The 23,627-nt window shown below is 43.9% G+C and carries 18 protein-coding genes; 17 read left to right on the top strand and 1 reads right to left on the bottom strand.

What is annotated here, in order from left to right:
* Positions 1-320: 320 nt before the first annotated feature.
* The 15 genes from CVD19_RS12060 (at position 321) to CVD19_RS12135 (ending at position 18,101) form a co-directional block, all read left to right on the top strand.
* Positions 321-2,075, top strand: a complete 1,755-nt coding sequence (locus tag CVD19_RS12060; protein WP_101582121.1) for a polysaccharide deacetylase family protein — start codon at positions 321-323, stop codon at positions 2,073-2,075.
* Entirely contained in the window at positions 2,068-3,342 is a 1,275-nt protein-coding gene (locus tag CVD19_RS12065) for a glycosyltransferase family 2 protein (protein WP_101582122.1), read from the top strand. The genes CVD19_RS12060 and CVD19_RS12065 overlap by 8 nt, the downstream gene beginning before the upstream one ends.
* 99 nt (positions 3,343-3,441) lie before the next feature.
* A complete protein-coding gene (locus CVD19_RS12070; protein WP_101582123.1) occupies positions 3,442-4,473 on the top strand; it encodes a glycosyl hydrolase family 8 in 1,032 nt (343 codons plus the stop codon).
* A 409-nt stretch (positions 4,474-4,882) separates the two neighbouring features.
* Positions 4,883-5,911, top strand: coding sequence for an ABC transporter ATP-binding protein (locus CVD19_RS12080; RefSeq protein ID WP_101582125.1), 1,029 nt, complete (start codon positions 4,883-4,885; stop codon positions 5,909-5,911).
* Positions 5,886-6,674, top strand: a complete 789-nt coding sequence (locus CVD19_RS12085; protein WP_101582126.1) for an ABC transporter permease — start codon at positions 5,886-5,888, stop codon at positions 6,672-6,674. The genes CVD19_RS12080 and CVD19_RS12085 overlap by 26 nt, the downstream gene beginning before the upstream one ends.
* A 60-nt stretch (positions 6,675-6,734) precedes the next feature.
* Entirely contained in the window at positions 6,735-7,526 is a 792-nt protein-coding gene (locus CVD19_RS12090; protein WP_101582127.1) for an ABC transporter permease, read from the top strand.
* A 157-nt stretch (positions 7,527-7,683) separates the two neighbouring features.
* A complete protein-coding gene (locus CVD19_RS12095) occupies positions 7,684-8,277 on the top strand; it encodes a TetR/AcrR family transcriptional regulator (RefSeq protein ID WP_180953604.1) in 594 nt (197 codons plus the stop codon).
* A 134-nt stretch (positions 8,278-8,411) separates the two neighbouring features.
* Entirely contained in the window at positions 8,412-9,551 is a 1,140-nt protein-coding gene (locus tag CVD19_RS12100; RefSeq protein ID WP_101582198.1) for an acyl-CoA dehydrogenase family protein, read from the top strand.
* Positions 9,552-9,652: 101 nt separating this feature from the next.
* Positions 9,653-10,018: an SCP2 sterol-binding domain-containing protein gene (locus CVD19_RS12105; RefSeq protein ID WP_101582129.1), complete on the top strand. Its 366-nt coding sequence runs from the start codon at positions 9,653-9,655 to the stop codon at positions 10,016-10,018.
* A 90-nt stretch (positions 10,019-10,108) separates the two neighbouring features.
* Entirely contained in the window at positions 10,109-12,007 is a 1,899-nt protein-coding gene (locus tag CVD19_RS12110) for an AMP-dependent synthetase/ligase (protein WP_257985105.1), read from the top strand.
* On the top strand, positions 11,991-12,824 hold the full coding sequence (locus CVD19_RS12115; protein WP_101582130.1) for an SDR family NAD(P)-dependent oxidoreductase: 834 nt from the start codon (positions 11,991-11,993) through the stop codon (positions 12,822-12,824). The genes CVD19_RS12110 and CVD19_RS12115 overlap by 17 nt, the downstream gene beginning before the upstream one ends.
* Positions 12,825-12,852: 28 nt before the next feature.
* Complete coding sequence (locus CVD19_RS12120; RefSeq protein WP_101582131.1) at positions 12,853-13,665, top strand: enoyl-CoA hydratase/isomerase family protein; 813 nt, start codon at positions 12,853-12,855, stop codon at positions 13,663-13,665.
* A 589-nt stretch (positions 13,666-14,254) separates the two neighbouring features.
* A complete protein-coding gene (locus tag CVD19_RS12125; protein WP_101582132.1) occupies positions 14,255-15,505 on the top strand; it encodes an ATP-binding protein in 1,251 nt (416 codons plus the stop codon).
* A gap of 30 nt (positions 15,506-15,535) precedes the next feature.
* Positions 15,536-16,792: an HD-GYP domain-containing protein gene (locus CVD19_RS12130; RefSeq protein ID WP_257985106.1), complete on the top strand. Its 1,257-nt coding sequence runs from the start codon at positions 15,536-15,538 to the stop codon at positions 16,790-16,792.
* 130 nt (positions 16,793-16,922) lie between these two features.
* Positions 16,923-18,101: a hypothetical protein gene (locus CVD19_RS12135; protein WP_101582134.1), complete on the top strand. Its 1,179-nt coding sequence runs from the start codon at positions 16,923-16,925 to the stop codon at positions 18,099-18,101.
* 25 nt (positions 18,102-18,126) lie between these two features.
* Here the strand turns inward: CVD19_RS12135 and CVD19_RS12140 are convergent, their stop codons facing one another.
* The gene (locus tag CVD19_RS12140; RefSeq protein ID WP_101582135.1) at positions 18,127-19,191 is read right to left on the bottom strand and encodes a M20 family metallopeptidase; all 1,065 of its coding nucleotides are present in this window, start codon (positions 19,189-19,191) and stop codon (positions 18,127-18,129) included.
* A 198-nt stretch (positions 19,192-19,389) separates the two neighbouring features.
* Between CVD19_RS12140 and CVD19_RS12145 the strand changes: the two genes are divergently transcribed.
* Together CVD19_RS12145 and CVD19_RS12150 are read left to right on the top strand one after the other, a co-directional pair.
* Complete coding sequence (locus CVD19_RS12145) at positions 19,390-19,806, top strand: YugN-like family protein (protein ID WP_101582136.1); 417 nt, start codon at positions 19,390-19,392, stop codon at positions 19,804-19,806.
* A gap of 261 nt (positions 19,807-20,067) precedes the next feature.
* On the top strand, positions 20,068-23,565 hold the full coding sequence (locus tag CVD19_RS12150) for a bifunctional 2',3'-cyclic-nucleotide 2'-phosphodiesterase/3'-nucleotidase (protein WP_101582137.1): 3,498 nt from the start codon (positions 20,068-20,070) through the stop codon (positions 23,563-23,565).
* The last annotated feature ends 62 nt before the right edge of the window (positions 23,566-23,627 follow it).

Below are 23,627 nucleotides of genomic sequence, written 5' to 3' on the forward strand. Positions count from 1 at the left end.
AAAAGGAAGAGATCCCTCTTCCTTTTAATCACGAAGACATATTAAGACTTTTTCAGCAGTCTCTAAAGAATGTCTTTTTTTTGGTTTTTTTTTTATTAAAATGGTGTTAAAAAGAACAAATTTTTCTTTTGAAAGAACTATATTTTAAGATAATTAGAGATTTTCCGCGAATAGTAAAGAAATCCCTCACAAAACCACTCTAAAAGAAGAATTTTGCATGTTTAGTTCTTTGTAAAGTTCGGGTATGTTCTTTATAACATAATTGTTCGTTATAAAAAACAACAGGGCTGAAATGTAAAAAATACATAAGGGTGGTCTGGATGAAGGGATTACATATTGTACATGCCCCATTGTGGGTCAAGCTGTTATTCGTGTTGGTCCTTGCGTTTTATTTAAACCTCAATAATTTTTCAGTGAATGCGGAAACAACAAAAATTCCCGCAGTGCTCGTTGTTTATTCGACAGAGTCCGGGCACATGACCGAAAATCAGAATTTTCTCGATATGCTCATTGGGCATTTTACAACAAATATTACATTCAAAAGCAGCAAGGAAGTACAAGAAAAAGATCTAAAGGGTATCTCAACACTATTCTATTATGGGGAAGCGAAGGAACCACTCTCCCCAGCGGTTGCTGCACTATTTAGCAGCTTTTCGGGAACCATCGTTGGCATTGGCCATAACACTGAACAGCTTGGTGAAGCTTTTTCCTTTTTTCAACGGGCCGAAGAGGGTGCGATTAATGAGTTAGTTCTGGTAAATGGCAATAAGAAAACTTCAGTAGAACTGAGTATGGTATTGGGAATTAAACCTCTGAATGAATCAAAAGTGTTAATAAACGGTATTGGAAACGGGAAAACGTACCCCCTGTTTGTAAAAAATAAATCGAAGTATTATTTTGCCGCGGAAAAGATCGATTCTACTTTTTCCTTGTATTTAGGAGAGGTTCTGCATGACGTGTTTAATGACCAGCATGCTCCCGTGCATCCGGCATATATCCGGCTGGAGGACATCCATCCACTGGCCGATCCCGACATTCTGAAGGGAATCGCCGATTTTTTAAAGGAAAAGAACATTCCTTATATTGTTTCTGTCATTCCCATCCATCGTGATCCTGTGACAGGTAAAGAATCAAAATTTAGTGATTACCCCTATTTGCTTAAAATGCTGAAATATCTGGAGGAAAATGGCGGGAGCATTATCGTGCACGGTTATACCCACCAGTATAAAGACGATGAAACTGGAGAGGGTTTTGAGTTTTGGGATGTCGACGCTAATATGCCCATCACCGTCCCTGCTGACAAAACACCTGAAAAAAAGACAAGTGCCGACTTTAAAAGCGAGGAAGAATACATCAAATTTTTATCCAAACAAAAAGCATTTGAAATAGATTACATTAAGACAAAAGTGACGAAAGCCGTCCAAGAACTGGTAAGCTACGGGCTGCAGCCGCTCGCTTTTGAAGCCCCGCATTATACGATGTCCCAAAGCGGATACGAAATATTAGCCGACCATTTTTCAACCTACATAGGACAATTGCAGCTTGGCGACAGGGACTGGAGAATCATGGGGGCTGCACCCTATGTCACAAAACCATCATTCCTGCACGGCATGACACTGCTCCCTGAAACGATCGGCTTTGTAGACCCAAAGGATCCGGTTGCGATCGATAAGATGATGGGTGCGGCCGATCAAATGCAAGTGGTCAGGGACGGTTATATCGCAGGCTTTTACCATCCGTATTTGGGTGTTGAAAAATTTAAAGAGCTGATCGGCAGGATGGAAAGACTCCCTAACCTTTCATGGATCGACCTCAAAAAAGTCAGCAGCCACGTCACCGTAGACAATATTTCTGTCACCGTTGGAGAAAAAGAGGGGGTTAGCGTTGGTGTTGATTATTTTGGCCTCCTGGAAAATTCACCGGAGTTTTACAAACCAAAAGTAGAGTCTGCAACGAATATGACAATGTGGATGATCGCAATTGCAGCCGGGTCTATGGTAGCGCTCTTTACCATATTTGCGATCAGGTTAAGACTGAACAGGTCTCGTTTGGAAGGCGGGGATTTTTATGGTTAATCTGCTGTTTTATTTATCACTGTTCCTTATTTGGTTCATGCTTCTTTACCATATGTTTCTAATGCAGGGTGGGTATCTCCATTTCGAAAAGTACAAAGAGAGCGTAAAAAAGTGGAATAAATTCCCCATCAGATACCCAACAGTGAGTGTATTGATTCCTGCCCATAATGAGGAAGTGGTCATTGAAGAAACGATAAAGGCATTGGTGAAACTGAATTATCCGAAAGAAAAACTGGATATTATCATCATCAATGACAACTCATCTGACAGAACAGGGGAAATCGCGGAATCATATGCTGAACAGTATCCCTTTCTTAAAGTCGTCCACACAAAGCCCCCCCATGCGGGGAAGGGAAAGTCGGGGGCATTGAACCAGGGCCTGATAAATTCAACAGGTGAGGTGATCGTAGTATACGATGCTGACAATACTCCTGAGCCGGATGCGGTTTACTATCTTGTTTTAGGATTGGAAAATGACCATAAGGCTGGAGCCATGGTCGGCAAATTCCGAGTGGCCAACGCACGCAAAAATATGCTGACACGATTCATCAATATTGAAACAATCACGTTTCAATGGCTTGCACAGGGAGGTCGGTGGCATTGGTTTAAACTGGCCACCATACCCGGCACTAATTTTGCGATTCGCCGGGCCATCCTGGAGCAATTGGGAGGCTGGGATGAAAAAGCATTGGCAGAAGATACTGAACTCAGCTTCCGCGTATACAATTTAGGCTACTATATCCGTTTTTTCCCGGCGGCCATCACTTGGGAACAGGAGCCGGAAACGTGGAAAGTATGGTGGAAGCAAAGGACAAGGTGGGCACGCGGCAACCAGTATGTCATCACCAAATATCTGTTCAACCTTCATAAATTAAACAATAAAAGAGTGGTGCTGGACTTATTTTACTTCTTATTTACATACATGCTCTTTTTAGCCGGAGTGCTGGCGTCAGATTTGATTTTTGTGGTTAATTTATTTACCGAATTGGATCTGTCAGCGGGAGTTGCCTCAGCCGTCTTGTTTGTGCTGGCTTTTCTATTATATTTATCGGAAGTATCACTTGCGCTCAGTATTGAAAGAGACCAATTGAATTTTAAAAACTTCCTGGCCGTGATCCTCATGTATTTTACGTACTCCCAGATTTGGCTGGCACTGGTGGTATATTCGCTATTCCTGGAGATAACACGAGTCCTGTTTAAACAGGAAGTTAAATGGTACAAAACCCAGCGTTACCAACAATCGGCAGTTGTGGACCAGAAAAGGTAATTCCATGGAAATATGCGGGGGACAAAAGTGAAGCGCAAACGGTTTTTATCCGTTGTAATAGTCTTTTTCTCAGTTATTTTAGTGTTCTGGGGTGTCAATATGTTTAAATTACAAAGTTCCAAGTTTCCAACGGAGAACTTCATAGTAGGGCATATGGTCAATACTAATGGCACACTGGCAACGTATTTGCAGGATAGCGGAAAACTGGACAGTGATTTGGTGCAAGGCAGGGAGGCATTATCCGAAACTTTAGGGTTATGGATGCAATACGCCCTTGAAAAAAATGACCGGAAGATGTTCGAGAAAAGCTTTGAGCTGTTGACACGGTATTTTATGAGTGAGGATGGTCTCGTATATTGGAAGTTAGAGCCGTCGGGATTATCCGATGTGTCAACAAATGCCACTGTTGACGATCTGAGGATTGTCGGTGCCCTCTTTAATGCAGCAGACTTGTGGGGGAGTAAGTCTTACCAGGAAACGGCAGTCTTGATCAGCAATTTTTTAACTGAGAATAACAGGTCAGGGAACCTGCTGTCTGACTATTATGATGCCAGGCAGGATTCTCCTGGTGACAGAGTAACCCTGTCATATATTGACCCATCAGCCTTGGCCGATATGGCCAGGGCAGATGCTGTTCCTGCGGAGGTGTATCAATCAATGATTGCGCTGCTGGCCGGTGCACCAGAGCAAAATGGATTCTACGCCAAATCCTTCAATATAAAGACAGGACAATATCAGTTTGATCAAGAAGTAAACATGATCGATCAAATGTTGGTGGCTATAAACCTTAACAGGATTGAAGTCAATACGCGTCCACTCTTACATTTCATTAAAAAAGAGTTTAATGAACAAGGGGCAATACTCGGCCGATACAACAACAAAACTAAAAAACCGACAGTAAAATATGAATCTCCTGCGCTTTATGGGCTTGCTATCATGTATTGTGTCGAAACCGGAGAGGAAGAATTGGCCCTGTCCATGTACACACGGATGGTACAATTCAGGGTAGATAGTGTTTTTAGCAAGCATTATGGAGCCTATTCAATTAACCGGCAGAAGGACACCCATATTTTCGACAATCTTATCCCGTTGCTGGCGGAAAGGAAGCTGTATAACGCAGGTTTACTCTAACAGTGAATAACTTTAAAGTATGAAAGACAAAATCCTCGGGGGAAAAGGAAAGAGTGTGTTTTCATGTAGGTTATGAAAGACAAAATGGCTCCAGTAAAGGGGAAGAGTGTTCTTCATATCGGTTATGACAGACAAAACCTACGAGGAGATGATAAAAATGTAATTGATAAATCTTAATTTACAAAACTTTCCCCAACAGGTATAATTTGATAGTAACCAAAAAGGAGGCTGGACGGAATGATCGATTCAAAAATGAAAACGCAATCATGTTCATATGCGGGTTTATACTCGGCCTACTTTTATTTGTGCAGTTGAGCAAACGTTTGCGCTACAATCAACCACAGATAATTATCTGTGGGTTTTTTTTCACCACAGAGAGAATATACGTTCCTGTAAAGGGGGATTATGAATGATTACTGTAGAAAACTTGCATAAGGAATATCAGCTTGTGAAACGTGATCCTGGTTTGAAAGGAGCGGTCAAGTCACTCTTTCATCGAAAATATGAAATCAAGCAAGCTGTGAAGGGAGTTAATTTTTCGATAGAACAGGGTGAGACGGTCGGTTACATCGGGGCGAATGGTGCGGGCAAGTCGACGACGATCAAAATGCTGACAGGCATCCTGACTCCGACATCAGGGAAAGTGACCGTAAACGGGCTCGTCCCATATGAAAACCGGCAGAAAAACGCAAAAAACATCGGGGCAGTGTTTGGGCAAAGGACGCAGCTGTTCTGGGACATCCCCGTCCGCGAATCTTTCAACCTATTAAAACATATTTATGAAATTCCGAAAGATCAATATCAGGATACCCTTCAGACGTTTACCGAGGTATTGAACCTGGAGCCGCTTCTCGGCATACCTGTCCGCCAACTGTCACTCGGGCAAAAAATGCGCTGTGAACTGGCAGCTGCGTTTTTGCACCGCCCGTCAGTCGTGTATCTGGATGAGCCCACAATCGGACTGGACATTGCTGTTAAGGTGAAAATCCGCAAATTCATCAAGGAAATGAACGAGCGCTGGGGAACGACGGTGCTGTTGACGACCCATGATATGCAGGACATCGAGGAAATCTGCGACCGGATCATTATTATTGATGAAGGAACGATTGTCTATGATGGCGGGCTTGAAGCGATCAAGCATCAATTCGGCCAGAAGCGGGTCATCCATTTTGAGCTTTCTGAGGAGACACCATTCGAGCTGCCCCAATCCCTAAAAGGCAGGGTGGAGATGTTGCCAAACTCTGAAGACGACACGAAAGTCAGCCTTGCCTTTGACGATGAACAGGTAAAAAGTTCACTTGTCATTTCCGAAATGCTGAACGTGTATGAAATCCAGGATCTCGCCATTGCTGATCCAAAAATTGAAACGATCGTTGAGCAATTGTACAACAAGCAGGAACAGGAGGGGGAGCATGGCAAAGTACTGGCAAATAGCTAAAGCAAGCATGCAGATGCAAACCGCCTATTCCGCATGGTACTGGGCAGGAACAGTCTCTGCTGTCATCCGGCTGTTGATCATTTACTACTTCTGGCAGGCTGTGTACACGAACCGGCCTTCGATTGACAATATCGACCTGCCAACAATGCTCACGTACATAGTTATTGCCATGCTGCTCCAAGGGTTCGTTGGCGGAGTCGGAAACAATCTTGCCGAAGAAATCAAAAATGGGAATGTCGCGATTGAACTGATGCGGCCTTACGATATGATTTTTAAAATGTTTTCTGTAGATGCAGGATCTAAAATCATGTATTTCTTTCAAGGCACAATTCCGATGGTGCTGATTGCCTACTTTTTTATGGATCTGTCCTTTCCTTCATCATGGGAAACGGTACTGCTGTTCATTGTAAGCGCAATGGCCGGAATCTGGATTGGCACGTTTTTTGATTTCCTTGTCGGGGTGCTTGCGTTCTGGACCGTCAATGTGTGGGGTGTGCGGGTACTGAAAGAATCGCTCATCACATTCTTTTCGGGGGCGCTCGTGCCGATTACTCTCTTCCCTGACTGGCTGCGGACCATCACGGAATTTTTGCCGTTCCAGGCGATGGTCTATCTGCCAGTTTCGATTTATTCCGGTTTGGTTACAGGTACGGATGCTTATATCGCGATTGGTGTCCAGGTGTTCTGGCTGGCAGCTCTGTACATTCTTGTAAAAGTGATTTGGGCACAGGCAATTAAGCAGATCACGATTTTTGGAGGGTAAAATTAGTCTGTGTACAAATAATGAAGCAAATAGAGATTTATGGAGGATAGGAGGGGACTTATGCGCCGTTACGGAAAATTATATTTGGAATTTGCGAAAAGCCATTTGAAAGTAATGATGGAGTACCGTGTCGATTTCCTGATTGGAGTCTTTTCAGTCATGCTCGAGCAGTTTGCTTCCATTTTCTTTGTGAAAGTTGTTTTTGACCATGTTGAACAAATCAATGGTTGGTCATTTTATGAAATCCTGTTTATCTATGGGATCGCCTCGACAGGGCGGTCAATACACCAGATTTTCTTTGATAATCTTTGGACGCTGGGGTGGCAGTATATCAGGCCGGGAAAGCTGGACCGGCTGCTGATCCGCCCGGTCAACCCGCTCTTCCATGTAGTAGCCGACCGGCTGCACCAGGACGGTTTTGGCCAGCTCTTCATCGGGCTGATTATCCTTGGCACGGCAATTCCCCACCTTGATATAGCGTGGGGAGCAACAGAGGTTATGCTGCTTGTCATCATGATCATTTCATCAGGGCTGATCTTTGTGGCGATCAATCTGTTCTTTGCGACATTCTCCTTTTGGATGATCGACAGCCTGCCTGTCGTTTGGGCCGTATTCAATCTCAGCGATTTTGCCCGGTACCCGCTGACGATTTACCATAAGGGGATCCGCATGTTTTTGACCTGGATCATTCCGTATGGGTTCACAGCTTTTTATCCTGCCGCTTATTTTATCGACAAGTCAGGGTATAAAATCTTCGCCCTCTGGACTCCCGTGGCAGCGGTTGTGTGCTGTGTAATTGCCTATGCTTTTTGGAACAGGGGATTGAAAGCTTTTGCGAGTACCGGAAGTTAATTTTACGGCGGCCCTGAATACAGGGCCGGCTTTTTAATTATTTTCACTATATTAAACTGAAAATTGAGAAAAAAGACTCATGCGAAGTTTGGATTAACCCGATAAGATGATAGTACGAATACGTACTGGTACTTACTCACGAGAATGGATGGTCGTCATGTTGTTTGTAAAAGAAATGCCTGTAGAAGCGAGGGAAAAAATTCTTTTTGCCGGCCTAAAATTGTTTGCGGACAAAGGCTATAAGGAGACATCAATCTTAGAAATTGTCGAGAAAGCCCATGTATCCAAGTCAACTTACTATCAGTTTTTCAAGGGAAAAGAAGATTTGCTGATTTCACTGTGCCTCCTGCTGGCAGATGAAATCTTTACTGAGGTAAAAAATGCTGTAAAATCGGAGAGCTATGTCAATGACAAGGCTTATAAGGGAATCCTGCGTTACATTGAGATTTGTTTTTCCGAAACAGAGGTGGCAAGGCTGCTGCTTGTTGTGTCCGCGGGGGTCAGCCCTGAAGCTGAAAAAGTGAGGCTGGATGTATATCGCCAGTTCGCCCGACTAATTTTTGAGTCAGTGGATTTGCCGGAAACCGTAACTGAGAAGCAGATTTCAGTCGCATCCCAGGCAATGGTCGGTGCAATCAATCATGCCGTTATCCAGAGCTTCATAAGCAATGAACATGAATTAAGTCCCGAGGAACTTGCCGGCCTGCTTAGCCGCATTGTCATCGGTGCTTTTATCAGCCTGTCATATTAAGGGGGGTGAGCGAAACCGCAGCTTTTACACTTTCAATTTTCGTTCAGAAGCCAAAATCATGCCATTTGAGTACGATGTCGTACTCCCTATTGAAGGAGGTATTGTAATTGCTTGATCAAGTATCGAAACAAGGTTTGAGTTTTCAGCTCTCTGATGAACAGGAGGAAATCCGCAAATGGGCAAGGGGCTTTGCCGAAAAAGAAATCCGGCCTGTTGCCCCGGAGTATGATGAAAAAGAAGAATTTCCAATGGAAGTGCTGTATAAAGCTGCAAAGGTGGGTCTCACAAACTACCCTGTACCCGAAGAATATGGAGGCGGAGGGCTGACAAACGTAATGTCTGCCTGCCTCATCATGGAGGAGCTGTACTGGGGTTGTGCCGGAATTGCCACATCCTTGTCTGCTGCGGGCCTTGCCGGGCTGCCAATCTATTATATGGGTTCAGAAGAACAAAAGAGGAAGTGGATCCCTTACCTGTGCGACCCGGACAATCCCCGCCTTGGGGCCATGGCGTTGACAGAACCTGGTGCCGGGTCAGATGTGAAAGCCATCAAGACAACAGCTGTCCGCGATGGAGACGAATGGGTGCTGAACGGCCGGAAGTGTTTTATCTCCAATGGCGGGATTGCAGACCTCTATGTCGTCTTTGCAAAAACAGATCCCGAGGGAGGCTACCACGGTGTATCAGCGTTCATTGTCCCAGGCGATACTTCCGGATTAACAGGAGGGAAGAAGGAACGAAAAATGGGAATCCGTGCTTCCTATACTGGCGATGTGATTCTGGAGGATGTCCGCGTCCCGGCTGAAAACCTGCTTGGCCAGGAAAACATGGCCTTTTTCGGCGCCATGCAGATGCTCGAATATTCCCGCCCTGCCGTCGCTGCAGGAGCCGTCGGCGTCGCCAGGGCCGCCTATGAATACGCGCTTGACTATGCAAAACAGCGGGTCCAGTTCGGGAAACCGATTTTTAAAAACCAGGAAATCGCCCATATGCTGGCAGAGATGAAAATAAAAATTGACGCTTCCCGTTTACTCACATGGAGGGCGGCGGAGCTCGCTGACCGGGGACAGTCCTGTGCGGTTGAGGGCAGCATGGCTAAAGCATTTGCCGCTGAAACAGCAATGTGGGTGACAACCAATGCCGTACAAATCCTCGGGGGCTATGGGTACATGAGGGACTATCCGGTTGAGAAATGGATGCGGGACGCCAAGATTCTTTCTATCTATGAAGGTACGACCCAGATTCAGAAAAAAGTGATCGCGGCAGGACTTTAGGAAATTACAGCCGCGTGTAAGCCCAGATTGCAGTAAATGAAACAAGTGCTCTAAGTGTCGGTTTAATTTTTTCAATTTTCAATATAAGGAGGAAAAGCAAAATGTCAAAATCAATCAAAGAATTAACTGTAAAGGAAACATGGCAGGAAATTGAAAGGGTAATGAATGAAAATCCGCAGCCTTTTGAAGGACTAAATGCTGTTTACCAATACGATATTATAGGTGAAGACGGCGGCACCTACCAGCTTCATTTGGCAGATGGCAAGGCTCGGGTCGTCGAAGGAGAAGAAACTGAAGCGGACTGTACCCTCACCCAAACACCGGAGAATTTTAAAGATATGATATCAGGCAATTTAAATGGAACAGCAGCTTTCATGACTGGCAAGCTTAAGGTCAAGGGAAGCATTGGACTGGCAATGAAGCTGGAGGGGATTTTGCGGCAGTACGATGTCAACCAGTATACATGATGTTTCCCGGCCCGGTTACTGGCTGAGCCGGGCCTAATACTCGTTCGCCACGACTTTTTGACCAAAGCTTTATAAAAGGGGAGGAGCCCAGTGAAGGCCAAAAATTTGTTGGACGTTGTCTATCGTACGGTGAAAAAGTACCCCGACAAGGATGCCCTGATGTGGAAGAGTGAAGGAAAGTACCGGGGCATCACATACCGGGAGTTTTGGGACGAAATAAAAAACACGGCGGCCGGCCTTGTGCGGCTTGGGATCGCCGCCGATGACAAGGTGGCGATTTTATCAGAGAACAATCCGAAATGGCCTATTTCAGACCTTGCCATTTTAAGCCTGGGAGCAGTTTCCGTACCCATCTATCCGACCCTTCCTCCAGACCAGGTGTCTTACATTCTCCAAAATGCTGACTGCAAAGCGGCCATTGTCGAAAATGACGAACAGCTGCAAAAAGTGTTGAGCTGCGAACCTGCAGGACTTTCCATCATCGTCATGCATCCCGGACATACATTTTTGCCAAGTGAACATATCATCTCGTTTCTCCAGCTTGCAACGATGGGGGCAGACCAGCCTGTCGCTGAATGGGAATACATGTGGATGGAAATCGACCGTGACCAACTGGCCACGATCATCCATACATCGGGCACAACCGGCCAGCCTAAAGGCGCGATGCTGACCCATGGGAATTTTCTTGCCAATATTGAGGGTGTCCACTTCTGGTGCGTGGAAGCGACATCCGCCGACACAATGCTTTCTTATCTTCCGCTTTCCCATGTATTCGAACGGATGGCCGGGCAGTTCATGCCGCTTTCAGTTGGCGCCACGATTGCGTACGCAGAGAGCATCGACACGATCCCACAAAACCTCCAGGAAGTAAGGCCGACCGTCATGACAAGCGTGCCGAGACTATTTGAAAAAGTGTATGCGAGAGTCCAGGAACAGATTGAAGCAGGAACTCCCCTGCGTCGGAAAATTTTTGACTGGGCAGTGGGTATTGGCCTGGAACGTTACGAATACCTGTCCAACTCAACCGTAGACCAGTTAATTTTAAAGGAGATGCCTGCCCAGCTGCGCCGCAGGTGGAATTTTGCCAACCGGCTTGTTTACAACAAAGTAAAATCAAACCTGGGCGGACGGCTGCGCGGGATGATTTCAGGCGGGGCTGCCCTGAACCCGGAGATATCAAGGTTTTTCTGGGCGATTGATATCCCGGTCCTTGAAGGGTACGGACTGACGGAAACCTCCCCGGTGATTGCAACAAATCCAATGACAAGGGCGAAAATTGGAACTGTCGGTATGCCGCTTCCCAACCTGGAAGTGCAAATTGCCCCTGACGGCGAGGTGCTTGTAAAAGGGCCAAGCGTCATGAAGGGCTATTATAAGAACCCGGAAGCAACGGCTGAACAATTTGACGGCGAATGGTTCCGCACAGGTGATATTGGTTCTATGGACGAGGACGGGTTCCTTAAAATTGTGGACAGGAAAAAACGCCTGCTTATTTTATCGACGGGCAAGAACGTAGCACCCCAGCATATCGAAAATGCAATAAACCAGAGTATGTTCATTGATAATAGTGTCATTATCGGGCAGGGCCGGAAGTACGTGGTTGCCGTCATCATCCCTGACTTTGAATATCTGTCCGCCTGGGCCCGCAAACATGGGGTTAAAGGAAACAGTCACCTTGAAATTGCCGCGGACAACGCAGTCCAGGAACTTTTGTCCCATGAGGTTGAAAGGCTCACCGAATCGCTTGCCCCGTTTGAACAGCCGAAAAAAATAATCATCGCCGCAAATGAATGGACTGTTGAATCTGGGGAACTGACGCCGTCCTTAAAGGTGCGTTACCGGTATGTAGAGGATAAATACCGGGATGTCATTGAAACGACTTATTTTGAATCCGCTTACATACAGATATGCCATTCCATGGATGAAGCGGCCGCTGCAAAATCGGTAAAGGAAAACGGGGAGGGAAATGTCCATGAAATTACCACTTGAAGGGAAAGTCGCGTTGGTCACCGGCGCATCAAGGGGACTGGGCCGGACTGACGCCCTGACGCTTGCTAAAGCTGGTGCGGATGTTGTTGTGACAGATATTTTAATAGAAGAAGACGAGAGGATCGAGGAAACCTCCGAAAGGTTAGGACCAATCGCCATGGTGATGACTCAAACCAAACAGGTCTATACGAAATCGACTACGGAAGAAATAAAAGCAATCGGCCGCCGGTCTGCCGCTTATCGAATGGATGTAACAAATCGTGAAGAGGTCGGTTCAATCATTGAAAAAGTTGTCGGTGAATTTGGCAGGATCGATATTTTGGTTAATAATGCCGCCACACTTGACCACACTGTCAAGCTTGAAGAACAGAATGACGAATTCTGGGAGCGGGACCTGAATGTTAATCTGACTGGCGCTTATAATTGCTGTAAAGCCGTCTGGCCTCACATGAAAAAGCAAAATTGGGGGCGCATCATCAATATGGCGTCAGTCGCAGGGACGATGGGCGGGTACGGGCAGGCGAGCTACTCGACAACGAAAGCGGGGATTCTCGGGCTCACGAAGACCCTTGCCCTTGAAGGGGCTAAATATAATATTACTGTCAATGCCGTCATTCCAGGAATCATCAACACGGAGGCATTCCAGCTGACAAGTCCGGCGATGCGGGAACGGATGATTAAGCGTACAGTGTTCAAAAGGCCTGGTGAGCCCGAGGATATCGCGAATGCCATTGGTTTTCTTGTTTCTGAACAGGCAAGCTATATCACGGGTATCGGGCTTCCGGTTACAGGGGGCATCGATTTATTTACGTTCTAGAATATGGAGGAGAGGGAGGATCTTTTAGATGAAAACAGACGCAAGGCAGTGTCTCGTCGAAACAAAGGATCGGGTAATGATGATTACGATCAACCGCCCGCCTATGAACACATTGAGTAGGAGTACATTGTATGAAATTGAAGAAATACTGGCAGAAGCCGAGACAGATCCTGAAGTAGGGGCAGTGTTATTGTCAGGCACGGGCGAAAAAATCTTCTCGGCGGGTGCGGACATTTCTGAATTCGGCATAGTTGGGGATCGAGAACAGGCCAATAAAATGCTGCTAAGGATGCATGAATTATTTAACCGGATCGAAAATTACCCGAAGCCGGTGATAGCCTGCCTCAATGGAAAAGCTCTTGGAGGAGGCAATGAGCTGCAAATGGCCTGCCATCTGGCGATTGCATCAGAAACCGCGGAACTTGGCCTGCCCGAGGTCAAACTAGGAATTATCCCGGGATACGGCGGAACCCAGCGGCTCCCGCGGCTGATCGGCAGGAGGCGGGCACTTGAGCTGATGCTGAGTGGAGAAAGGATTTCCGCACAAACTGCGCTTGAGTATGGCCTCGTCAACCGTGTTGTCCCGCCTGAGTCACTCCGGCAGGAAGCATTCAAGTGGGCAGCTGCACTTGCAGCCGGCGCCCCCCTTGCCATCAAAGGGATACTTGATTCAACCATAAGAGGGGGTGAATTGGACATGGATGAAGGGCTGGCAATAGAACGTGAAAATTCGCTGGCAGTAGCCGGGTCCGAAGATGCCATTGAGGGTGTTACAGCATTCTTTTCGAAGAGGAAGCCTAAGTTTGAATACAGCCATGGAAAAGGGACACCTCTGCCATAATTCAGGGACACTTAGGACAAAAAATAGTGACACGTCTGCCATCATGAGAGCCACCCTAGGATACGTTAACGGACTAGACGTGCACTGTACATGGAGAGGCGGGCATGATAGCCTTGTTGGCTAAGCCAGCCCCATGAATGCTGGCTTCCTGGCTGGGAATCCATGCCCGCAGAGGCTCCTTGTAAAGTGACAATCTGGTACCACTGACTAATTGCAGAACCCTTTTTTTATTGGTGGCTTATCTGCTAGACTAGTGGCTCTCAACTTTGGCATAAGTGGCACTATGTCATGGCAATATTCAAAGTTTAAGGGGAAATAAAATCACAAGGGGATTAGCTGCGGCTGATCTCTTTTTTTAGTTAACGAATTGTAGTCTCCTATCCAAGAAATCAAATCTAAAAAAATAGCTCTTATTGAAAACATTCGCTTTAGTTTTTGAAAATGTTCATAAACACTCCTTTAAAAAGACTATAATACATTTAAAATTTAATAAGATGATAAATTTAGACAAAATGTAACAAAATTTGACAAGGATTGATATAATAATAAGAAAATATTACTATCTCCAACTCCAGGGAGCTGACAAGTAATGAAAGATGTTAATCAAACCTCAATCCTAATGTTTGAGGAAGTAAAGGCCATGAAATTTTTTTTATGGGTATTTTATATAGTACTAATTTTATATGACCTTGTGTATTATTTTATATTCCCAATGTATGCTAAAGGGTATATTGATTTTTTAGATGATGGGTGGATATTTTGGTTCCACCTCCTGTTGTTCTTATTACTGCCACTAGCTGCTCATTTTTTCAAGGCAGGGAAACCTCATGTAATAAAATATATGTACTTAATCGGTTATTTGGTAGGGGATTTTTTAGTATATATCGTTACCTACTGGGCAACTAGGGACAAAGATTTTTATGGTGGACATGTTTTAGAAGTTTACTTGATCTTTTTTTCACCGATCTTTGTAAATTATAGATTTTTCTGGGTTCTCACTATAGGCCTTCTGTTGAAATACTTGTTTTTTGGAGTTTTCGTCCAAACCGTTACAGTTCTTTTTCCAATTGGGTTAATTATTTTCTTTTCTTTTATATCTTGGATTTTGCTCAATCGTTTTCACTCGTATATCCAAGGGATTACCTCTGTATATGAGGATTTGAGGCAAAAGGAGAAATTTGCAGTGATTGGCCAGATGGCTACTGCGATTGGTCATGAGATTAGAAATCCTTTGTCCTCACTTAAAGGGTTTACGCAACTCGAACAGGAAAAACACCCGGAGGATAAAGAAAATTATTCCATTATGTTAAATGAAATTGACCGTATAAACTCCATTGCTTCGGATTTATTAGTGTTAGGGAAACCTGCAACCGTCAAAAAACAAAATAAAAATATAAAAGCTATTTTAATCTATGTAGAATCGGTTGTTAGGCCTCAGGCAGAAAGAGAAGGAGTAAACATTCATTTACATATCGAGGAGAACATCCCGGAAATGATTTGTGATGAAAACCAAATAAAACAAGTATTTATCAACCTATTGAAAAATGCTATAGAATCCATGCCAGGGGGCGGCAACATAACAGTTAATGCACATCATTATGATGCTAACGTCACTGTAAATGTTGGTGATGAAGGATGTGGTATTCCAAAAGATACGCTGGAAAAGTTGGGTGAACCATTTTTTACGACTAAGAATACTGGCACTGGACTTGGTTTAATGGTGACCAAAAAAATTATTGACGAGCATAGGGGAACCATTTTTATTGAAAGCGAAATTGGTAAAGGAACTATAGTAAAGCTGACATTGCCTACAGAACCTAACAATTCAAATGTATTGTAAAAAATACAGTGGAACTATGTTTAACAAGATATGTTAAAAGATCAGATTGACTTGGCGATATTAATATTGAATTGTGAAACTTATGCGGGGTATGATATGTATTTTAACAAGGATGATCTTATATTAATCAACGAAGAACAGCGAGCTGTAAAATGGTTTTTAATACTGTTTTATTTTATATATATTTTTTACGAGGTTTTTTACCATGTATTTTATAAAAAAATAGTTATAAATTTACCTCAAAACATAAATTATTGGATGTATTTTTGTTTGCTAATACTTTTACCGATTGCTTTGTTGTTAGTTCGTAATCACAAAATCTATTTCATAAAGTATGTGTTTGTGGTCAGTTATATAGTTTTTTCAATTATTAATGAAACCCTTATATATCAAGATAGTTCGCATGAATATAAAAGCGGTAATGCAGTAGAAGTCATGTTATTATTATTCTCCCCCATGTTTATTAACACTAGATTTTTCTGGGTTGTGACAGGGGGATTAATTAGTAAATACCTGTTTATTGGTTTGTTATTACAATCAAATCAGGCATTTTTTCCAATACCACTAGTCATAATTTTTGCTGGAATAGCTTTTATCCTTTTAAAACGGTTTCAAGGATATGTGAAGGCAGTTAAAACCACGTACAACAAACAATTACAAGGGATAGTCAAAGGGGTTATTGCTACGATTGAGTTAAAAGATCCCTATACACGGGGGCATAGCGAACGAGTAGCATACTATGCGAAATTATTGGCAAAGGCAACACGAAGATTTACAAAAGTCGATCTGGAAGATTTTCACAATTCGTGTTTATTACATGATATTGGAAAAGTTAATATTCCTGATTCAATCCTTATGAAACCAGGAAGATTATCAAAAGATGAATTTGAACTAATTAAAACACATCCTGTAGTTGGGGCGGATGCCATCAAAAAAGTTTGCGGATTGGGTGAAAGCATTGATGTTATTCAGTCACACCATGAAAGATGGGATGGAAATGGATATCCAAAACAGTTAAAAGGAAATCAAATACCTTATCTTGCTCGTGTTGTGTCAATTGCCGATGCATTTGATGCTATGACTTCCTCACGCTCCTACCGGGAAGCTTTGTCAGTGGAAGTAGCTTATGAGCGAATAATTGAGGGTGCGGGAACTCAATTTGATCCGGATCTAGTAGAGGTTTTTAAGCAAGTTTATCCTGAGTGGGTAGCTTTCCATCGGAACTATCCAAGTAATAACAAATTACCGTTTCAAAATGAAACGTTTAGACAGGAGGTGTTAGAATGAAAATCCGGAAACTAGAAGGAGTAAAAACTACTTGCTGGTGGTGTATTATAATTGGACTTAAATAATTTACACGGGAGGGGATGCTTGGCTATACGCAAGCATCCTTTAATTTAGTAAAAAGGGTGTTCCTATGAACCTATTATATTCCACAAATATCACTCTTCATACGTTAGAAATCCGTAAAGATAAAAAGCATTTCATTGTTGAGGATGTGCACTCCGGGGAGTTTTACGAAATGCCGGAGGTTTGTATTGATGCGATTAATATGATAAATGATGGCAATCAATTAGATTTAATCGAATCAAGCTTGAAAGCTAAATATCCTGATGAAGATGTTGATTTGATCGACTTTGCTAGGCAACTGCTGCAGCTGGGTCTTGTAAAAGAGCTTGACGGAGAAATGATTAATAGAGAACCTAATGAATCTTTACAACGAGGATACAGTTGGATTTCTCCAAAGCTGGGAAGGTTTTTCATTAACAGCCTGTCGGTAAAGATATATCAAGCGCTTATTTTGGCTAGTATCATTATTTTTATCATCAAACCTGATTTATTTCCCCATTTTCAGGATATCTTCATTTTCGATTTAATGACGGAAAACATTTTAGTGTGGCTTCTCATTACATTCCTGTTAGTCGTCATACATGAATTTGGCCATGTATTGTCAATACGGTCACATGACATGCCGACTAAGATAGAAGTAGGGCACCGGCTTTTTCTTGTCGTTCTTGAAACAGACATGTCGAAGGTGTGGAAGCTGCCGCCTGGACAAAGGAATCTTTTGTACCTCGCGGGCATTTATTTCGATAATGCCATAATGTTTGCGGCTCTGTTAGCGCAGCTCTTCGTCCCGGAAAAAAGTATTGTAGCCGGGGTATTGGGGATTATTGTGATGGATACAGTTTTACGGCTCGTTTACCAATGCTGTGTTTTTATGAAGACTGACTTTTATTATGTGCTGGAGAATATGACAGGCTGTTACAACTTATTGGAAAGCGGACAGCAGTTTTTAAGAAAGTGGCTTCCGTTTTTACCGGATCACAAATCGACTGAGGCTTTTATAGGAGAGGAAAAAGCTGTCCGTATATACGCATTTTTTTATCTAGCAGGGATAATCGTTGCAGCAGGGGCTTGGTTCTTTTACTATATCCCACAGTTAACCTACGCAGCTGCTGAAATAGCCCCTGGATTGTCCCAGTCTCCAGAGAGTGTCCGGTTTTGGGATGCGGTTGTATGCATAGCCCAGTTCATTGTGGTGTTTGGGCTGCTGTTATATTCCTGGTCAAAAAAATACCGGCCAAAAAATTAAAAGACAGCGCACCGGCTGTCTTTATTTATTTAAAATCCAGGGCGAAGTCAATCAGCATTTGTTTGTAAACTAAAACAGATGCTAAGTCGATGTACTCATCATCCCCATGCCAGTTTCCGCCCTTGGGGCCAAATTCAATTGCCGGGATTCCATGCGCTGAGAAAAACAGGGTATCAGCCGATCCGTGCTGCCCGAAGAAGACAGCGTCGGAACCTGTCTGCTTTTCAACAACTGGTTTGAGCATTTGAATAAAGGGATCATCTTTGGAGGTTTGGACAGGTGCTCCGGACATAATGACCTTCACCTTTCCGTCTGTAACACTTTCAATTTGCCTGATAACATCCTCAACTTTCTGGCCAGGCAAATAGCGAATGTCAAAGGATAATACACATTCGTCGGGAACCTTGTTATAGATTTCCCCGCCCTTTATCTTTGCGAGATTAATTGAGGGAAAGGGGTAAAATTCTGAGCTTTGCTTCGTAAAGGGCAGCTCGATCATTTTGTTATAGACCTCAAATGCTTTAACGATAGCATTTTCTCCTTCCCAAGGACGGCTGCCATGGGCCGGTTTTCCTTTTAACTCAATATCTAGCTTTAAGGTGCCCTTTGCCTGAAGCGCGATTCCCAGTTGTGTAGGTTCTGAACAAATGACAAAGTCTCCGGTGTAGCCATTGTCAACTAAGTAGCCAGTACAGTTAAGGCCGCCGATTTCTTCATCCGATACAATTTGTAGCTGAATTTTTACCCCCAGCCGAGCAGTCCTAATTTCTGCCATGGCGCACATCATCGCGGCCACGCCGGCTTTCATGTCTGCTGTACCCCGTCCATACATCCGTCCGTCCCGTTCTACTGGGATAAATTGTTCCCGCTTCCCGCTGACCACATCGACATGTCCATTAAAAATAATAGTTTTATCGCCCTGCCCAATTTCACATATGAGCATTTTAAAGCCATTGTTTTCCATTATCGTGACTTCCAATTTCCGTTCTCTGAGCCAGTGACAGCAAAATTCCACGGCCTGGTTGGCGCCTTCCACGGTGGAGCTGTCAATCAGAATCAACTCTTTCAGCAATTCTTTTAAACCTTCCATTATTAAACCCTCCTGATTTTCCGCTAGCAGCTTTTATCCATTTACCACTTCAGACTCGAATTATTCACGCATTAATTGAAAACATAGTGAGCATGCCCTATGTTTTAAAGAAACTGGTTCGTGGAAAAAGTGAAGTATATTACTTTGCGTGAGCTTAGCATGATTAAACATTATCAAAAAAGAATGTGAGGGACAAAAATGATCGAGATCCAGTCCACTATTGAAGGAAAGCAGTATGCATTATACAAGTTAAAGGATATTCTTGAGGAGTTGGGCTATACAATCGGCGGGAACTGGGAGTATGACCACGGTTATTTCGATTATAAAATTGATGATGAAGAAGGGGAGCAATACCTGCGCCTTCCATTTCAGGCAGTCGATGGGCAGGTGGATGATGAAGGCAGCATCGTTCGGGTCGGCCGGCCATTTTTGCTCTCCCATATTTATGATACAGGAATTGACGAAGAGGGGAATGTCGGGAATATATCTGCTTCCTTCAACCAGTTCAAGGAACCTGCCAATAAAGATGCAGAGTTTCCGCAAAAATACCTGAACCTGGGAAAAACTCAAGTCGAAAAATTGGAAACAGCACTTGAAGGTGAAGGCGTCGCATAGCAGTTAAAAATAGGTTTGATAGTACAGCAAATTTTAGAGTAGACAATTAAAGGCGATAGATAAATACCCCATCCATATATTGGTTGGGGGCTTTTCATTTTTATGACTGATCCCTACATAAGGCTTTTCACCTACTAATTTACATTACTTTAATGAAATATTATAAAAATTCACGACCTTTAGAGCATTCTATCACTACTAAATCCACCTATAATTAGATTTGGTGTGACGCCAAATTATTTTGAAGGAGCTGTTTTTGCCTTGAATAAACCATTCCGTAAGTTCGGGAAATCCGTTGTTGCTACAGCAATAGCCCTGTCTGTACTGGCTTCGCCAATTTCCTGGAAAACTGTTTTGGCAGATGATGACGACGACAAGCGGAATCATCGTTACTCAGGAAAACATGAAGTAAATTTAAGAATTCTTGGAACTACTGATATTCATACGCATTTAGCAAACTATGATTACTACAAAGATGCAGAAACAAATGAATTCGGACTTGCAAAAACAGCAACATTGATCAAAAAAGCAAGGGCAGAAGCGAAAAACACGCTGTTATTCGATAATGGCGATTTAATCCAGGGGAATCCTCTTGGTGATTATAAAGCAAAAGTGGACAAGCTTGAGAACAGAGAAGTTCATCCTGTCTTTAAAGCTATGGACTTATTAGATTACGATGCTGCAACAGTAGGAAACCATGAGTTTAACTATGGCCTCGAATATCTGGATGAAGTGCTCGACGATGCTCCATTCCCATACGTTAATGCCAATGTCTTCAAGGACGACCATGACAACAAACCTTACAACGACAAAAACTATTTCAAGCCATACAAGATTATTGAGAAAAAAGTTGTCGATGAAAGAGGAAAGAAGCAAGAACTTGAAATTGGGGTGATTGGCGCGGTCACACCGCAGATTACCCAGTGGGACAAAGCAAACCTTGACGGAAAAGTGATTACGAAAGACATTGTAAAATCAATAGAATCCAATATTCCTAAAATGAAAAGGGAAGGCGCAGACGTGATCGTTGTCCTTGCCCACTCCGGGATTGGTGATGAAAGAGTCATTGAAATGGAAGAAAACGCGGCTTATGACCTGACAAAGATTGAAGGTGTTGACGCGATCATTTCAGGGCATAATCACGCGGTATTCCCTGGAGATTTCAGCGGGCTGCCTGGAGTGGACCAGGCAAATGGCACAATTAATGGGGTGCCTGTCGTAATGCCGGGCAACTGGGGCAACCAGCTTGGCGTTATGGATTTAACCATCACGAAAGTAAAAGGCAAGTGGGACGTAACCGGATCCAAAACCCACTTACGGTCCATCTACGATAAAGTAAAGCATGTAAGCTTGGCAGATGCAGATCCCGCTATATTGAAAGCTATTAAAAGAGACCATGAAGGTACCATCGATTATGTCCGCCAGCCGGTGGGCACTACTACTGCCGACATCCACAGTTATTTCGCGCTTGTCCAGGATGATCCATCAATCCAGATCGTCACAAACGCCCAGAAGTGGTATGTTGAAAAGCAAGTAAAAGGGACTCCGGATGAAAACCTCCCAATCCTGTCTGCAGGAGCACCGTTTAAAGCGGGCGGCAGGAACGGAGCAAGCTACTACACTTACGTTCCAGCAGGGACAATTGCAATCAAGAACGTTTCAGACCTTTACCTGTATCCAAACATAGTCGCAACCGTCAAAATCAAAGGTGCGGACGTGAAGGAATGGCTTGAAATGTCTGCAGGCCAGTTCAACCAGATCAATGAGTCTGCTACTGGTGAACAGTCGATCGTAAATAATAGCTTCCCAACTTATAACTATGATGTTATTGATGGGGTTACTTATGAAATCGATGTAACTGAACCGGCGAAATATGATGGAAATGGAAATGTCGTAAATGCGAATGCCAACCGTATTAAAAACCTGCAATACAATGGCAAGCCGATCGATCTTAACCAGGAATTCCTTGTAGTTACAAACAACTACCGTGCAAGCGGCACATTCCCTGGCGTTAAAAATAAAACAGCAGTGGAGATGTACCCGGATGAAAACCGGCAGGCAATCATCGATTATATCCGTGAAGTCGGGACTATCGATCCTTCCGCTGACGGAAACTGGAAGTTTGCTCCTGTATTGAATGATGTTAACGTCACTTTCGATTCCGCTGTTGAAGCACAAAATGCTATTACAGAAGCCAGCCCAATCAAATACGTTGGCCCAAGTGCAAACAACTTTGCAAAGTATTCTATCAAACTGCCAGTCACAAAACCATTTGAACTGCAGCTTTTGGGAATTAATGATTTCCACGGCCAGCTTGATACTTTTAATGCTTCCATCAATGCAGGTGGCGCTGAATATCTTGCAGCCTATTTGAAGCAGCGTGAAGCAACTAACCCTAACACTTTGTTGCTCCATGCAGGGGACGTTGTCGGTGCCAGTTCGCCTGTATCTGCTTTACTGCAGGACGAGCCGACCATCCGCTTTTTAAACCAGCTTGGCTTTGATGCTGGAACTGTCGGAAACCATGAGTTTGATGAAGGCGTTGCTGAAATGAAGCGTCTGATCGATGGAGGCAGCCATCCAAAGACCGTCGAAAAGTATGGCGTATTCGAAGGTGCCAACTTCCCTTATGTAGCGGCAAATGTCATCGATAAAGCTACAAATCAAACAATCCTCGATCCATACGTGATCAAAGAAGTCAATGGAGTTCCGGTTGGCATAATCGGAGTGGCGCTATCAGACACTCCAAGCATTGTCATTCCAAGTGCAGTTGAGGGTGTTCAATTCACAGATGAATCAGAAGCTATCAATAAATACACTGCTGAGTTAAAAGCAAAAGGCGTTGAAACGATTATTGTTTTGGCGCATAACCCATCTACTTCAGAACCAGATGGAACAAACCCGGGTGAGGAGCTCGTGGACATTGCCAATAAAGTCGATGATGAAGTGGACGTTTTATTTGGCGGACACAACCATGCATTCACCAATACAACAGTGGATGGAAAAATTGTCGTCCAGTCTTATGCATCCGGTACAGCTTTCTCTGATGTAGATCTGTTGATCAACCCGAAAACAAAGGATGTTATCTCCAAGAAGGCAGAAGTTGTAACGACTTACCGTGACAAGATCACTCCTGACGCTGAAACGAAGCAAATGCTTGATGTATATGTGGCGGATGTTGCGCCAATTTTAAATGAAGTGATTGGAACGACTCCTTTCGCTATTACGAGGGAGGCGAGCCCTGCCGGTGAATCTGCGATGGGGAATCTTGTTGCTGATGCGATGAGAGCCCAGACCGGTACAGACTTTGCCTTCATGAACTCCGGTGGAGTACGCGCGGATATCGACGCGGGAGAAATTACCTGGAAGGAAGCCTTCACTGTCCAGCCTTTCGGCAATGATCTTGTAAAAATGACGGTAAAAGGCTCTGACATCAAAACATTGCTTGAACAGCAATGGGGAAGCAGAGTCCGGATCATGCCTATTTCCGGCCTGAAGGTTTCTTACGATGATTCGCGGGCAGCCGGGGACCGTATCGTTTCCATGATGAAGAATGACGGAACTCCAATTGCCCTGGACCAGACCTACACGATCACTGTCAACAACTACATGGCAGGCGGCGGGGACGGCTATTCAGTATTAGCCACTATCACAAACCGGACGATCGACATTGTTGACCTCGATGCATTAGTAAACTATATCAAAGCAAAAGGTGAAGTGAACCCTCAAATTGAGGGCCGCGTCACGAAGCTGAATTAACATATTTTTGGAGAGAGTGCCAATTTCGGCACTCTCTTTTAATATTGGCCTGGCAAAATAAT

Source organism: Bacillus sp. T33-2, from assembly GCF_002860205.1.
Taxonomy (GTDB): domain Bacteria; phylum Bacillota; class Bacilli; order Bacillales; family Cytobacillaceae; genus T33-2.

Bases quoted from the DNA above. Each gene is read 5' to 3' on its own strand.
- CVD19_RS12060 (WP_101582121.1), top strand. From the start codon at position 321: ATGAAGGGATTACATATTGTACATGCCCCATTGTGGGTCAAGCTGTTA.
- CVD19_RS12065 (WP_101582122.1), top strand. From the start codon at position 2,068: ATGGTTAATCTGCTGTTTTATTTATCACTGTTCCTTATTTGGTTCATG.
- CVD19_RS12070 (WP_101582123.1), top strand. From the start codon at position 3,442: ATGTTTAAATTACAAAGTTCCAAGTTTCCAACGGAGAACTTCATAGTA.
- CVD19_RS12080 (WP_101582125.1), top strand. From the start codon at position 4,883: ATGATTACTGTAGAAAACTTGCATAAGGAATATCAGCTTGTGAAACGT.
- CVD19_RS12085 (WP_101582126.1), top strand. From the start codon at position 5,886: ATGGCAAAGTACTGGCAAATAGCTAAAGCAAGCATGCAGATGCAAACC.
- CVD19_RS12090 (WP_101582127.1), top strand. From the start codon at position 6,735: ATGCGCCGTTACGGAAAATTATATTTGGAATTTGCGAAAAGCCATTTG.
- CVD19_RS12095 (WP_180953604.1), top strand. From the start codon at position 7,684: ATGTTGTTTGTAAAAGAAATGCCTGTAGAAGCGAGGGAAAAAATTCTT.
- CVD19_RS12105 (WP_101582129.1), top strand. From the start codon at position 9,653: ATGTCAAAATCAATCAAAGAATTAACTGTAAAGGAAACATGGCAGGAA.
- CVD19_RS12115 (WP_101582130.1), top strand. From the start codon at position 11,991: ATGAAATTACCACTTGAAGGGAAAGTCGCGTTGGTCACCGGCGCATCA.
- CVD19_RS12120 (WP_101582131.1), top strand. From the start codon at position 12,853: ATGAAAACAGACGCAAGGCAGTGTCTCGTCGAAACAAAGGATCGGGTA.
- CVD19_RS12125 (WP_101582132.1), top strand. From the start codon at position 14,255: ATGAAAGATGTTAATCAAACCTCAATCCTAATGTTTGAGGAAGTAAAG.
- CVD19_RS12130 (WP_257985106.1), top strand. From the start codon at position 15,536: ATGTTAAAAGATCAGATTGACTTGGCGATATTAATATTGAATTGTGAA.
- CVD19_RS12135 (WP_101582134.1), top strand. From the start codon at position 16,923: ATGAACCTATTATATTCCACAAATATCACTCTTCATACGTTAGAAATC.
- CVD19_RS12140 (WP_101582135.1), bottom strand. From the start codon at position 19,191: ATGGAAGGTTTAAAAGAATTGCTGAAAGAGTTGATTCTGATTGACAGC.
- CVD19_RS12145 (WP_101582136.1), top strand. From the start codon at position 19,390: ATGATCGAGATCCAGTCCACTATTGAAGGAAAGCAGTATGCATTATAC.